This window comes from Candidatus Binatota bacterium (genome assembly GCA_012960245.1).
GTDB lineage: Bacteria > Desulfobacterota > Binatia > UBA1149 > UBA1149 > UBA1149.
The window spans coordinates 1-13591 of record DUBO01000047.1 but is presented as its reverse complement, the minus strand read 5'-3'; the positions used below and the strand labels follow the sequence as shown (position 1 = coordinate 13591).

The window sequence follows — 13591 nt, the reverse complement described above, 5'->3', positions numbered from 1 at the left end:
GCGTGGCCTGCACCGATGACAGCTGCGACGAGGCGGCTGACGTAATCGTTAACGCTGCGAACGACGGCAACTGCGACGACGGTCTGTACTGCACTGGCGTGGAGACCTGCGACGCGACGGCTGACTGCCAGGACGGGGCTGACCCGGATCCTGACGACGGCGTGGCCTGCACCGATGACAGCTGCGATGAGGATGGCGATGCCATCGTTAACGCCGCGAACGACGGCAACTGCGACGATGGCCTGTACTGCACGGGCGTGGAGACCTGCGACGCGACGGCTGACTGCCAGGACGGGGATGACCCCGATGCAGACGACGGCGTAGCTTGCACGGTAGACGCCTGCGATGACGACAACGACGTTCTCGTCAATACGCCGGTTGATTCAGCCTGTGACGACGCAAACGGCTGCACCGACGACAGCTGCGACGCGACCAACGATTGCGTGAATGCGGACAACACGGACTCCTGCGACGACGGTGACGCCTGCACGACGGATGATACCTGCGCCGGCAGCGCCTGTGTGGGTGGCCCGGCGCCTGATTGCGACGACGGCAACGGTTGCACCGACGACAGTTGCGACTCGACCCAGGGGTGTCACAGCATGGACAACACGGCCGATTGCGACGATAGCGACGCTTGCACCACGGAGGACACCTGCGCAGGTGGAGCCTGTGTGGGCGGAGAGGCTGCTGATTGCGACGACGACAACGGTTGCACCGACAACAGCTGCGATCCCGCCACGGGCTGCGTCGCGGACGCCAACGCGGAGTCCTGCGACGACGGTGACCCGTGTACTGGCACAGATGTGTGCGCCGCGGGAAGCTGTACGAGCGAATTCCTGGTCGATGAATGCTGCGGCGATCCCGACTCCAGCGGCTGGGTGGGAGTGGCCGACGCTCTGCGCACCCTGCAGAACGCCGTCGGCATGGAGGTCTACTGTCCGCTAGCCCTGTGTGACGTCAACGGTAGCGGGAGCGTGACCGCGTCCGATGCCCTGTTGACCCTGCAGGTGGCGGTCGGAATCGACTTGGAGATGCAGTGCTCGTTGCCCGATGACACTGCTGTCGCCAAGGCCGCGGACTGAATCAGGGGATACTCACCCCCGTATGTGGCCCGTGGTGATCCAGCATGATCGCTGCGCAGGCTGCATGGCAGCGGTCGAGCCGCGCCGGGCCAACTTAGCGCCCCGCGCGGCTCTACTTTGCCGTCCCCATTCAAACGCGCTGCTGGGGCTTGGGCTAAACACCAGGTTTAATGACTGCAGGGCACCCATCCGGGGGGACGTATCTGTGGACAGGAGGGCGGCAGTGGTGGTAGGCTCGCGGGTCTCCAAGGGGTACGGATGCGCGAAGCAGGTAATTCTCTTTTTCTCGTAAAGTTCAGCTGTAAGCTGCTGCTGGCTCTGATCGTGGCTCTGGCGCTGGTCAACCGGGCTACGGATGCGCGGGCGCAGGCCGAACTGAAGTTCACTGCCTCGGACGCCTCTATCGGCGACCAGTTCGGGCGTTCGGTGGCGATCAGCGGCGATACGGCGGTTGTCGGGGCACCGGGTAACGACGACGACGGGCTCGGTTCCGGTTCGGTCTACGTCTACCAGCAGGACTTTTTTGGCAACTGGATTGAGGTGACCAGCATAACGGCCTCTGATGCCGCCGCCAATGACCAGTTCGGAATCTCGGTGGCTATTGAGGGCGACACGGTGCTCGTGGGAGCGCACTATGACGACGACGCGGGCGACTTGTCGGGTTCTGCTTACGTGTACCAGCGCGACGAGGGCGGTGCGGGCAACTGGGGCGAGGTGGCCAAGCTCACCGCGTTGGACGCTTCGGCCGGGGGCTATTTCGGGGGCTCAGTGGCGGTCAGTGGCAACACGGCCCTTGTCGGAGCGATCGGCGACGCCAACGCAGGCGCCTGGTCGGGTTCTGCCTACGTCTACCAGCGCGATGAGGGTGGCGTCAACAACTGGGGCCAGCTCACCAAGCTTGTCGCGCTCGACGCAGCTGCCAGTGCCTACTTTGGTTACTCGGTAGCAATAAGCTCGGACACGGCTGTGGTCGGGGCGGATGGCGACGACTTGTCGGGTTCTGCCTACGTCTACCAGCGCGACGAGGGTGGTCTGAACAACTGGGGCCAGCTTGCCAAGCTCACCGCTTCGGATGCCATCGCGGGGGGGCACTTCGGTTGGTCGGTTGCGGCGAGCGCCGACACGGTGATCGTCGGTGCGTTTGGCGCTGCCGATGCCGGGGCCAGTTCGGGTTCTGCCTACCTGTACCAGCAAGACCTGGGGGGTGCGGGCAATTGGGGCGAGCTTGCCAAGCTCACCGCTTCGGACGCCAACGCGGGCGACCTGTTCGGGCAATCGGTTGCAATAAGCGGTAACACCGTGGTTGTCGGCGCGTATGGTAACGACGACGCGGGTGGCTTTTCAGGTTCTGCGTATGTGCACCACCTCAACGCGGGGGGTGCTGGCAACTGGGGGCAGCTTTTTAAGCTCACCGCTTCGGATGCCGCGACGTATGACTACTTTGGGAGGTCGGTGGCTATAAGCGACGGCCAGGTAATTGTCGGGGCGCATGACGACGATGACGCCGGCAACAATTCCGGTTCCGCCTACTTGTACTCCGAGTTGCTTGTATGCGGTGACGGGGTGCTGCAACCGAACGCCGGCGAGGATTGTGACGATGGCAACACGGTCAATCTCGACGGATGCTCGGCCATCTGCTCGACCAACGAAACCTGCGGTGACGGCTTGATCGACCCGGGCGAGGTCTGCGACCACGGCGGCGAATCAGCCAGCTGCGACGCCGATTGCACCGCGGCTTTCTGCGGTGACCAGACGGTCAACCTCACTGCCGGAGAACAGTGCGACGATGGCAACATACTGCCGGGAGATGGCTGCGACAACTGCATGTGGGTCCCTCCGACCACAACAGTCACTGTGAGTCCTACCACCACGCTGAATACGACGACCACTACAACCACCACCACGCTACCCGCCTGCTCAGGCTCGCTCGGCATCGATCAGTGCAAGCTCAAGGCGAAGTTTCGCAAGATAGAGACCAAGCCGGACAAGCTCGTGGTCTCGTGCAAGGTGCTCGATGCCTCGGCGGCCGTGGATGGAATAGACCCGTCGGTCGAGCAGATGCTGTTCAGCATGGACGATGCAGGCGGCGTTTGTTTCACGACCACTACCGACCCGGCTGATTGCGTCGAGAAGAAAGGGTCATTCAAGTGCAAGCCGCCCAGGGGCACCGTGCCGTACGTGCAGGTCAAGATTAAGCCCGACCGCCGCAACCCGGGCAGCTACAAGCTCAAGTACAAGGCCAAGGACGCGGATATACAGTGTCTCGATTTGGCCGAGACGCCGTGGACGATGGGCCTCGAGGTCGGCGATGACTGCGGACAGGCGGCGTGCCCGTCAACGGGCCGAAGGATCGAGTGCTTTTCGATGCCCGACCTGTTCATCCACAGCGACGACATCAGCTTCGTGAGCAAGAACGGCGATACAACTCCCTTTGCGCAGGCTGAGGTCGGCGACACCATCGTGCTGGGGGGGCAGCTCCACAACTCGGCGTCAGGCGGTACGGCAACCGATATCACGGGTACGGTCTATATAGAGCTCGGCTACGATCGCATCGAGTTGGGCACCTTCCAGGTCAACACCATGGTCAGTGGCGAGACCAGGACCATCGATATTATCCCGAACCCGCTGCTCCCCGTGCCCGCCGTGAACCTGGGCAACGGCCAGTTCTCGTGGATCGTGACGCAGCCGTCCCTGTGGCTGCATGATTTCTGCTACGAGATCACCGGGAGCGTGCTCACCGACAGCTCGCCCGTTGACAACACGGCCTGCAGGTCGCTCACGGTAGGCGGGCCCTAGCCGAGGGCCCGCAGGCAAAAACCCCCAACCGAGGGGGGGGCAAGACACTCTCGTAAGCCGGCGGCAGTATAGCGCCATCGCTACTTTTCCTGCATCGGTCGTAGTGTACTCATCCTTAAATTGGTATGACTACCTAGAGATGCGATAATTTCCGGGCATTTGTAGCCGCGGCTGCAGCAACTTCGGAGCTACCATGGAAGCAAGGGACAAACGGCTCGGCACCATCCTGGGATTCGTGGGCCTGGGTATCGCACTGGTAACGGTGGCCCTGTGGTTCCGGCTCGTCGACCAGGTTGCGATTCCCGAGAACCGGGCCCCGTTCGTAGTGGCCTTCCTTGCGGCCGCACTGCTAGGGGCGAGCGCCTTCGTGCTGCGCACGCGCTGGTTCGGTGCGATCCCCGCCGCGATGGCCATTGTTATCGGGCTATTCCTGCCGTTCACGGTTTCCATAAGCCGACAGGAAGTGGCGACGACCGGCATCCAGGTGGGCCAGGTTCTCCCGCACTTCACCGCGGTCGACCGCCACGGCGAGCGCTTCGACTCCGCGAGCCTGGCTGGCAAGCCTGTCCTGATGAAGTTCTTCCGGGGCCACTGGTGACCTTACTGTGTCGCCGAGTTGCGGCGATGGGAAGAGCTTCGCAGCGAGTTCGACGAGCGTGACATCCAGGTGGTGACGGTCAGCGCCGAGAGTCCCGAGGACATCCAGGATCGCTATCGGAATCACAGCCTGCAGGCGATCATGATCGCCGATCGTGATCTCGTGGTGACCGACGCGTTCGGCCTGCGCAACCTGGGCGCCCACTCGGGTCCGCTCACAGTCGATGGGCTTGCGGTCCCGACATCGCTGCTGATCGATGGCGAGGGCAGGGTGCTGTGGGTGGACCAGGCCGAGAACTACCAGCGCCGCAATGGTCCCGAGGTGGTCCTGGCTGCGCTGGAGCGACACCTGGACTGACGCTGAAAACGGGCGAGCCGCACCAGCGACTTCGTTGGCCGTCGGTTCTCGCCGTGCATTCTCCAACACTCAACCGAACTTAACTCTCCTGTTCGAAGAGCTTACGGGTTCTGCACAAACCACTCGTAATGCGATTCTCACCGCTTTCTTGCTCAGCGACGGGGTGTGCGGAGTTCGTGCTGGTATAGTAGTTGCATGACATCGCACTGCCACGAGGCAGTGAACAAGGCCGAATCGACAGGAACGGCAGAACGATGCGCAGCGCGGGGAAGACCGGCTGCGAAGAACAGGGAGGATTTAAAAGTGGAGAACAAGTTCAACGAGGGTCCAGCGGTGATAGCCGCGGTGTCTGTTTCGGCTCTGACGGCGATGCTTCTTTCGACGCTGGTATTGGTGCTTTTTTCGGCGTTAGCAGCCTAGGCGCTAACCGCCTTAGAGCGGATGGAAAAGCCCACCAGCGCGCTTCTGTACGACCGCTCCCTGGGCGGCAGACTTTCCGACTACCGGCCGACCTGGTCCCAGGCGGTCGACCCGCCGCAACCCTTCCTGGCCGCCAACGGTTCTTAGCGGTCCGTACACGGTAACCGCTAAGCAGGCTTTGCGGCTGGCAGGCCCGAAGCCGGATTTTCCCTGTGTTCAGGCCTGTTCCCAGTTGGCACAGCAGTTTCTTTATCAGGGCAGCAAGGGGCAGCGTGGCCTTCTCATAATCGCGCCACGTCTCAGTGCTTCTTGGCGACGATCCGCCAGTTGAGGTCGGCGATCTTGGCTTTCTCGGCAGTCGTCCACGCTTCGCCACCGGTTTGCAGCAGGTCGAGCGATTCTTCGACCCACGGGGGCAGAACGCGTATGGCCTCAAGGGCCCTGACGGCTCTTCGACCCATGAAGATCAAGTTGCGCTTCTGCTCGCACAGCGGCCAGGCTTCGCTCTTCGAAGGCGCCGAAACGAGGATTTCAAAGCCGGCTCGTTCAAGCGCAGCGCAGACGTCTGCCGGGTACATCGACTGGGTGGCCGCAAGAGTTGGAAGAAAAGTCCTGTGAAGCGCCGCGTGTTCTTCGTTGTCCCAATCGAAATACGGCGTGAGCAGGTACTCTGAACAGGCGTAGCGAGCTCCTGGTTTCAACACCCGGTACATCTCCTGCGCGTGATCGTCGAGCTCCTCCTTCTTGAAGAAGGGCCAGACCGCCTGGAAGGAGAAGCAGCCGTCGAACGTGCCCGCTTCGTAGTCGAGCGGGTCGTGGTGATTGCCCACCTTGAAGTGCAGCTGGTCGCTCATCTCGCATTCCGCCGCCCAGTCGATCGCGTTCTCGATCTGGTCGGGGTCGATGTTGTAGCCCGACACCTGGCCGCCGGTCATGGAGGCAAAGTAATGCGAGATTCTCCCCCTGCCGCAGCCCATGTCCAGCAGGTGCGATTCGTCGGGGTCGTCGAGGTCGAGTTCCTTCAGCAGCGCCTGCTCGCACAACAACTGGTTGCCGTACAGGCCCAGCGATTCGTCGAGCTGTGGAGGTATGTAGAGTTTTTCGAGGTCGAAGATCGACAGCATGTTGTTCAAGACCTTGTAGTAGTCGGCTACCGCCTTGGTCTCGTCGGCCGTCTCGGTTTCTTCGCCGGCCTGCATGCGTTGGAAAAATTTATAGGCGTCGATGCAGGCCTGCTTGTCTTCTTCGGGCAAGGTAGCCAGGCGTTGCAAGCCGACGAACGCGGTCTTTATTCTGTACAAATCCATATGTGGGCCCTGTTTTATTGGTCGTTCAGACGATCTGCGCACGGGAAGTCCGGGCAGGGATCTCGACTCAGGATCTGGCATTCTGCCGGGTACGGGCGGCGTCGGCAAGGGGCGAGGCATGCGGCGGCGCGGGCAATTGCGGGACGGCGGCCTTCCCTTTTGCAACGGACTGGATAATTTTATGCCACCGATCGTCTACGCTGCTGGTGGGCCTCCGGGGAAGGGATTAAATTTAAACGTGGGGGCGATGAGGATTCACGACTGGACAGGTTTTGCCGCGCTTGGTGCGGGAGTGCTGGCGCTTGTCGAAGTTTTTCGTGGCCACGGTGCCTGGGCGCTTGGCTGGCTGCTGGCCTACGCGGCGCTTGCCGGCCTGACCAGGTGGCTGGCCGTCCGCTATCCGTCCCCCATGCCGCACATGTTGCGCTGGAGCCTGTTGGTTCCCAGGGGCAACCAGTCGCCGGGGCATCTACGCGGGGTTCTTGAACCGCGCGACGGCGAGCGCATCCTCGAGATCGGGCCGGGTATCGGCATCCATACTGTACCGATGGCCCAGGCCCTGGCTCCCGCTGGAACACTGGACGTCCTTGACGTGCAGCAGGATATGCTCGACGACGTCACGCGGCGGGCCGAGGCGGCCGGGGTAACCAACATCACGGCGCAACTGGGCGACGCGCAGGAGCTTCCGTATCCCGATGGTGTTTTCGACGCCGCCTACCTCCTTGGCGTACTCGGCGAGATCCCCGACGAACAGGCCGCCCTGCGAGAGTTGCGCCGGGTGCTGAAACCGACCGGCCGCCTGGTAATAGGCGAGGTCCTGTTCGACCCCGACTGCGTGTTGTTCGGTTCGCTCAAGAAACGAACAGCGCAGGCGTCTTTCGCGTTCGAGCGCAGGCTGGGAGGATTTTTCTCCTACCTGGCGAGATTCAAACCCGCGTGATGAGTGATGCCGTGAATCATATTAAAACAGTCTTACGGTTCATCGACGCGATGCAGGCAAACGAGAAGGAGGGAATCCTGGCGTTTTTCGACGACGAATCGGTGTTTAACAATATCCCCATGGGAGCGGTCAAGGGCGCCGAGGGGGTGTGGAGCGTACTTGGTCCTCTGCACGAAACAGCGGCGTCGGTCGAATACGTGATCCACCACATCGCCCAGTCCCAGGACGGCGTCGTATTAACGGAACGGACAGACCGTTATCAGCTTGAGGACCGGGTCGCGGAATTTCCCGTCATGGGAGCATTCCAGGTCGAGGGCAAGATCATCCGCCGGTGGACGGACTACTTCGATATGGCGCAGTGTCTTGAGCAGATGCCGCCGGGCACCGAGCTTCCGAGCACGGATTGACCGGTTGACCGCGCGGCGGTGGTATTGTCGCCCCTGCCGTCGTGCTAGCGTCTGCGGACCAGGAGGTGTGCGTATGGCATACGAAGGATACGAGTGCCTGAAGATCGAGCTGCAGGGCGGCGTTGCGCGGGTGACGATAGACCACCCGCCGATAAACCTTTTTGACCTGGCGTTAATGGGCGAGATGGACCGCGTGGGCCGAGAGCTGGAGGCCGACCCGGCCGTAAGGGTGATGGTTTTCGACAGCGCCGACCCGGAATTCTTCATCGCCCACGCCGACGTGGACCTCATACTCCAGCTTCCCGACGATGTACCGGCCAAGGCAGACACGCTCGGGTTTTTCCACGTCATGGTCGACCGCTTTCGCACCATGCCCAAGGTGAGCATCGGCAAGGTCGAGGGCCGCGCGCGCGGCGGCGGCAGCGAGTTCCTGCTGTCGCTCGACATGCGTTTTGCCGCGATCGGGCGAGCGGTTTTTTCTCAACCCGAGGTCGCGCTGGGCATACTTCCGGGCGGCGGCGGCACGCAGCGCCTGCCGCGCCTGTGCGGGCGCGCTCGGGCGGCCGAGATCATCTTCGGCTGCGAAGACTTCGATGCAGAGCTGGCCGAACGTTACGGCTGGGTGAACCGTGCCCTGCCGCCTGAAGAGCTTGGGCCCTTTGTCGACCGCCTCGCCCGTCGTATAGCGTCGTTCCCGCCCGAGGCCATCGCCCTGGCCAAGCAGGGTATCAACGCCGCCGAGCCACCGGTCACAGAAGGCTTGCTCGAGGAGGCGCACCTGTTCAACCGCTTGCTGGCGACCAACGATGCCAAGGCCAGCATGAAGGCCTTCATGGAGGCGGGTGGCCAGACGCGTGAGGTTGAACTGGCCCTGGGCGAGCTGGACTGGGGGCAGGCAGGCAAGGGCTGAACGACGATGCATTGCACGCTGACCGATCGAAGACCGGGGAGATTGATTGATGCCTGTTGATACCGAGGCTTTCCCTGCTACCCGTCTTGCTGTTCGATACCGGCGAAGCAACAATCGAGCGTCTCGAGGACTTCGCCGGCGGGGCCTCGGAACGCGACGTGCTGGTCGGGGCGCACGATCAAGCAGGCCCGGGCATCGAGCTCAAAGATCTCGTCCCACACATCGGCCGGACACGACTTGGTGGTGAACGGCACTCGTGGGCCGCCTGCGCCGAGAGGCTCCGTGCCAATCTCGTTGCCTTCGCGCGCCAGGATGGTCGGGATCGACGGGTCGATGAGGTCGAGCGTTGAGCTGTCGTCGCCAATCCAGGCGTGGGGCAGGCGACCGCCGGGGCGAGTCGATGGTGCGTAGTCGCGAGCGGGCTCGTCGAGGACGATGGCTTCGCTTCCGTCGGGAACGACGAGCGGGCCGTCGTAGGCGTGACCGAGTTGCAGGCCGAGCAGGTCAAAATGGATCGCCTGGTTGGCGATCGCGGCTTCAACTCCAGCCCGGCGAACCGGGTCGGCGAGCGTGGCGTGCATTGCTTCTACCGATTGGGCAACGTTGTCACTGAAGCCAAAAGCCTGGCTTATCTCGGCCATCTTGACGGCGTTCATTATCGACTGTTCGCAGTTGAACTCGGCCACGGGCTTGCGTTCGCTTTCGTAGGTGTCGAGCGCCCCGGGTGCCAGCCATCCAGCTTCGACGCCCGCCAACTTCCACGCGAGGTTGTGCACGTCGGCAACGCCGGTGTTCAGTCCCAACCCACCGGTCGGCGGGAACCTGTGCGCGGCATCACCCACAAGAAAGGTACGGCCGCGACGGTATCGCTCGGCTATCTGGGCGCTCATGTGCCAGGTGGCGATGTCGAGAACGTTGAAATCGACTTCGGGATCAGCAATCGCGTTTCGGACGAGAGCGGCGCAGTAATCGTGGTCAAGTGTCTCGGCCGCTTGGGTCTCGGGGTCCCATGCTTGCATGTACACCCACTCGCGATCGGCGCCGTGAGAAACGAACATGCCTGCGCTCGTCGGGTCGATCACCAAGTGAAGCACCCCGGGGTTGTCCCCGACGAGGGAACGAAAGTCGGCGCCCAGGTGAATCATGACGAACGACTGCAGCGTCCGTGGCCCGATGAGATCGATGTTGGTCCAGCGGCGCACCGAGCTGGAAGCACCATCGGCGCCCAGGAGGTACTTTGCGGTCAATTGATATGGCCCGTCGGGACCAGTCACCTCGATGTCGACACTGTTTTCACTTTCGACGGCGCCGGTCCACGTGTGGCGATAACGAACGTCGAGCCCGGGGGCGAGAAGCAAGGGCTCAAGCCGATGCTGGCTGAGGTTGCGCAGGGGCGTCGGCGTGATCGCCAGCATCTCGTCGCCTTGACGTTCGTAGGGCAGGCTTCCGATGACTTCGCCGCCGAGCTTGGTCACGCAGCGTACCATGCCGGCCTCGTCTGGAGAGAGCGCAGCTGCGAGGAGGGGACCCATGTCGACCCCGGCCTGCCGCCAGACCTCGAAGCTGCGGGCATTGATCGCGTGCGCGGCGGGTGAGCGCTGCGTGTTCTCGCGTTGCTCGACCACGATCGCCGAAAGGCCCAAGCGCCGGCAGAGGTGGGCAGCTGTCAGGCCGGCTGGTCCGGCCCCGACAACGACGACGTCGACTGACTCGCTCATCAGAAGAGCCCGTCGTAGCTACCGCCGTCGAGTTGGATCGCCTGGCCACTCATGAAGCCAGCCTGGGCCGAGCACACGAAGGCAAAGGTATCACCGAACTCCTCTGGCCTTCCCAGCCGGCCGGCGTTGATGCTGGCTAGCTGCTCGGCCCTTGCCTCCTCGTAGGTGACGCCACGAAACTGCATCACGAGTCGGGCCATCTGTTCCTGCCGGCCCGTGTCGAAGCGCTCAGGCAGAATGGTGTTGATGGTCACGTTGTGCGCGACGGCCGTCTTCGACAAACCCTTGAGCACGCCGGTGAGTCCCAATCGAGGACCGTGCGACAGGCTCATCAGGGGGTTGGGTGATTTAACCATGGCCGAAGAGATCGCAACGATCCTGCCGAACTGTCTCTTCTGCATCCCGTCGATCACCCGCTGAACGAACAGTAGTGGCGACACCATGGTGTGTTGCAGCGCGTCGTTCCACGACGCGGCATCAACGTCACCGAAGGCCGTTGGCGGCGGGCCCTCGCTGTTGAGCAAAACGATGTCGGGTTCCGGGCAGGCCTCGAGCAGTGCATCGTGAACGGCGGTCGTCGTGGCGTCGCCGACAACCGGGGTCGCGGTAATTCCATACGCTCCACCGAGGTCGTCACAGGCCCGGTGAACGTCAGCCGCGGTGCGGCCGTTTATCACCACGTCAACACCCTCCCTGGCCACGCTTTCGGCACACGCGCGCCCGAGTCCACGGCTCGACGCCATGAGGATGGCGGAGCGTCCGCTGAGTCCAAGATCCATGTCGTATTCAGTCCAGTCCCAGCGCTTCACGGGCAGCGCCGATTTCGGGCAGGTCGGCCGGGTTGAAGAATACCTCGGGCTCCTGCGGGCCCCAGATAGCGATCGGTGCCGGCCCGTCAGCGCCATTCCAGTCGCGTCGGCAGTGATCGCGTTCCCAGGCTTCGTCGTCGATGATCTGGTCGATGTCGGAGAAGAGTTCGAACATCGTCCCCGATGGATCGGTGAGATACCAGAACACGTTCGAACCCAGGAAGTGGCGACCAACGCCGACTACGTTGGCGTCGTCACGCTCGCCAAGCACGGCCTGGCCGGCCTTGCCAACGGCGTCTATGTCGTCCATCTCTAGCGCGTAGTGGTTGATGTAGGACGTGGGGCCGGGCTGGATCAGTAGGTTGTGATGGTCCTGCTCGATCCGTCCGAACGTGGCGAATCCGTTCAGAACCTGGTCCGAGACCTTGAAGCCGAGCCCGTCGATGAAAAAGGCCGTGGCCTTCTCGTAGTGAGGTGTGCCGAGCACGAAGTGCCCAAGGCGACGTGGTGGTCGCGGGGTCTCCTCGGTCACGGCATCGGCCCGCGCGTCGGTGCGCGCTTGTTCGCCGGGATGGTTCCACGCTCGACGTTGTGTTGCTGTGAGCGGGTGCGGTGCGGTCACGTCGATCACGACTCGATGCTGGAATACTGGATCAACGCAGGTCAGGCGCGTGTCGGCGATCACCGAATCGACGCCCATCTGGCCGATTCGTGCCGCGATGTCGGCCAGGTCCTTCTCGGCCGCGCAGCTCATGTGCAGCTCGGACATGTGCCGGTATCCCGCCTCGGTCACCCGCAGTTGAACGGAGCGATCAGCCGTGCCCAGCACACCGTCGTCGGTCCGGAGCATTCCTCGCCGTTGCCAGAACTCCATGAGTTCGTCCGGGTTGGGAACACCGAGTTCGATGTCGAGCAGTCCGTTGAGTGCCATCAGTTCATGCCTCCGCGCCAGTGGCAGTCGGGGAGAGGCTACTTGAGCCCGTCGGCTTTTTCGAATGCCGGCCGCGCTTCCAGGCGCGCGCAGTAAGCCTTGAGGTTCTCCATTTCGTCGGGCACGCAGCCAAGGCGGTTGCTCATCACGGCCGAGTGTCCGAGCATCGTGTCGGCAGCCGAAAAATTGCCGACCAGGTAGTCCTTGTCGGCCAGGGTCGCGTCGACCGGGGCCAGCGCCTTGGAGAGCAGCCTTCGGGCTTGCCCGAGCACGGTTTCATCGCGGCGGTCGGGCGGCAGCAGCAGCGTGTGCACCACGATGGTATTGACCGGCGGCATGACCATGCCCTCGCAGTAGTGAAACCACTGCAGGTAGGCCGGGTACTCCGGCGCGTCGACAGCAGGCTTCAGCCCGCCGTTTTTATGACGCTCGAGGATGTACTCCGTGATCGCGCCGCTCTCCCAGAGGGTGATGTCTCCGTCGTCGAGCACCGGGATGCGCCCGAGCGGATGGCGGGCGCGGTGTTCGTCGGACTTGAGGTCCTTCGGATGAAACTCCATCTTGTTGAGCTCGTAGGGAAGCTCGAGTTCCTCGAGCAGCCACAGTATGCGCACGGCGCGAGAGTTGGGGGCGAAATGAAGTTTGAGCATCGTTTTTTATCTCCAGCGCTGCACTGTGACGCACGCGCGCATCTAAGGCTACGCGGGGCGGGGCACGGCCGGTAACGGCGTTTCGCTCGACAAGGTCCGGGTTTTGGATTAACTGTCGCCGGTCTCGCCGTGATCGAGTCGGCTCGGTTGAGTACGACAGGCGCGGGCTCAATCTACAGGGGAGCAATACATGAAAACCAAAATCACTGAACTTTTTGGCATCGAACATCCGATCATACAGGGCGGCATGCACTACGTGGGCTTTGCCGAGCTGGCCGCGGCGGTGTCTAATGCCGGCGGGCTGGGCATAATCACCGGCCTGACGCAGAAGACCCCGGCTGACCTGGCCAACGAGATCGCCCGTTGCCACGACATGACCGACAAGCCCTTCGGCGTGAACATTACCTTTCTGCCCATCGTCCAGTCGCCCGACTATCCCGGCTACGTGCAGGCCATCATCGACGGTGGAGTCAAGATAGTGGAGACGGCGGGCAACAATCCGCAGGAGTATCTTCCCCCGCTCAAGGACGCCGGGATCACCGGTGCGGCCGCCGAGGTTTTGGCTTGCGCGCTGACGCGAATCGACGCTGGTCAGCCGCCACTGGTGCCACGGGGTCGTCGTCGTTGCCGACGTCGATACCAAGAACAGCTCCGCCCGCAGCG

Annotated in this window: 12 protein-coding genes; 7 read left to right on the top strand and 5 right to left on the bottom strand. The window is 62.9% G+C overall.

The features are described from left to right. Positions 1–1343 precede the first annotated feature (1343 nt). From EYQ35_08385 to EYQ35_08375, 3 genes are all read left to right on the top strand, one after another. Complete coding sequence (locus tag EYQ35_08385) at positions 1344–3881, top strand: DUF4215 domain-containing protein (GenBank protein ID HIF64153.1); 2538 nt, start codon at positions 1344–1346, stop codon at positions 3879–3881. Between the two features lie 193 nt (positions 3882–4074). Continuing rightward, positions 4075–4479, top strand: a complete 405-nt coding sequence (locus EYQ35_08380) for a hypothetical protein (protein ID HIF64152.1) — start codon at positions 4075–4077, stop codon at positions 4477–4479. A gap of 18 nt (positions 4480–4497) precedes the next feature. Next, complete coding sequence (locus EYQ35_08375; protein HIF64151.1) at positions 4498–4836, top strand: redoxin domain-containing protein; 339 nt, start codon at positions 4498–4500, stop codon at positions 4834–4836. A gap of 719 nt (positions 4837–5555) precedes the next feature. Here the strand turns inward: EYQ35_08375 and EYQ35_08370 are convergent. Then, the gene (locus EYQ35_08370) at positions 5556–6563 is read right to left on the bottom strand and encodes a class I SAM-dependent methyltransferase (GenBank protein HIF64150.1); all 1008 of its coding nucleotides are present in this window, start codon (positions 6561–6563) and stop codon (positions 5556–5558) included. Here EYQ35_08370 and EYQ35_08365 point away from each other — a divergent pair. From EYQ35_08365 to EYQ35_08355, 3 genes are all read left to right on the top strand, one after another. After that, the gene (locus EYQ35_08365) at positions 6481–7503 is read left to right on the top strand and encodes a methyltransferase domain-containing protein (GenBank protein ID HIF64149.1); all 1023 of its coding nucleotides are present in this window, start codon (positions 6481–6483) and stop codon (positions 7501–7503) included. The two genes, EYQ35_08370 and EYQ35_08365, sit on opposite strands and share 83 nt — an antisense overlap. Continuing rightward, a complete protein-coding gene (locus EYQ35_08360) occupies positions 7500–7910 on the top strand; it encodes a hypothetical protein (protein ID HIF64148.1) in 411 nt (136 codons plus the stop codon). Before EYQ35_08365 ends, EYQ35_08360 begins: the two co-directional genes overlap by 4 nt. Positions 7911–7983: 73 nt before the next feature. After that, positions 7984–8820 carry an enoyl-CoA hydratase/isomerase family protein gene (locus EYQ35_08355; GenBank protein HIF64147.1) on the top strand — a complete coding sequence of 279 codons (837 nt, stop codon included), beginning with the start codon at positions 7984–7986 and terminating at the stop codon, positions 8818–8820. A 77-nt stretch (positions 8821–8897) separates the two neighbouring features. Here EYQ35_08355 and EYQ35_08350 read toward each other — a convergent pair whose 3' ends face one another. Genes EYQ35_08350 through EYQ35_08335 form a run of 4 tightly spaced genes read right to left on the bottom strand, consistent with a single transcriptional unit; the run spans position 8898 to position 12928 of the window. Continuing rightward, complete coding sequence (locus EYQ35_08350; protein HIF64146.1) at positions 8898–10538, bottom strand: FAD-binding protein; 1641 nt, start codon at positions 10536–10538, stop codon at positions 8898–8900. Beyond that, positions 10538–11317 (bottom strand): SDR family oxidoreductase, encoded by a 780-nt coding sequence (locus EYQ35_08345; protein ID HIF64145.1) that lies wholly within the window; start codon positions 11315–11317, stop codon positions 10538–10540. Before EYQ35_08345 ends, EYQ35_08350 begins: the two co-directional genes overlap by 1 nt. Positions 11318–11324: 7 nt before the next feature. Then, a complete protein-coding gene (locus EYQ35_08340) occupies positions 11325–12278 on the bottom strand; it encodes a dioxygenase (GenBank protein HIF64144.1) in 954 nt (317 codons plus the stop codon). Positions 12279–12316: 38 nt separating this feature from the next. Further along, on the bottom strand, positions 12317–12928 hold the full coding sequence (locus EYQ35_08335; protein HIF64143.1) for a glutathione S-transferase family protein: 612 nt from the start codon (positions 12926–12928) through the stop codon (positions 12317–12319). Between the two features lie 190 nt (positions 12929–13118). Between EYQ35_08335 and EYQ35_08330 the strand changes: the two genes are divergently transcribed. Next, positions 13119–13591 (top strand): hypothetical protein (locus EYQ35_08330; protein ID HIF64142.1); only part of this gene is annotated, 473 nt, incomplete at its 3' end.

Bases quoted from the DNA above. Each gene is read 5' to 3' on its own strand.
- EYQ35_08385 (HIF64153.1), top strand. From the start codon at position 1,344: ATGCGCGAAGCAGGTAATTCTCTTTTTCTCGTAAAGTTCAGCTGTAAG.
- EYQ35_08380 (HIF64152.1), top strand. From the start codon at position 4,075: ATGGAAGCAAGGGACAAACGGCTCGGCACCATCCTGGGATTCGTGGGC.
- EYQ35_08365 (HIF64149.1), top strand. From the start codon at position 6,481: ATGCAGGCCTGCTTGTCTTCTTCGGGCAAGGTAGCCAGGCGTTGCAAG.
- EYQ35_08370 (HIF64150.1), bottom strand. From the start codon at position 6,563: ATGGATTTGTACAGAATAAAGACCGCGTTCGTCGGCTTGCAACGCCTG.
- EYQ35_08355 (HIF64147.1), top strand. From the start codon at position 7,984: ATGGCATACGAAGGATACGAGTGCCTGAAGATCGAGCTGCAGGGCGGC.
- EYQ35_08350 (HIF64146.1), bottom strand. From the start codon at position 10,538: ATGAGCGAGTCAGTCGACGTCGTCGTTGTCGGGGCCGGACCAGCCGGC.
- EYQ35_08345 (HIF64145.1), bottom strand. From the start codon at position 11,317: ATGGATCTTGGACTCAGCGGACGCTCCGCCATCCTCATGGCGTCGAGC.
- EYQ35_08340 (HIF64144.1), bottom strand. From the start codon at position 12,278: ATGGCACTCAACGGACTGCTCGACATCGAACTCGGTGTTCCCAACCCG.
- EYQ35_08335 (HIF64143.1), bottom strand. From the start codon at position 12,928: ATGCTCAAACTTCATTTCGCCCCCAACTCTCGCGCCGTGCGCATACTG.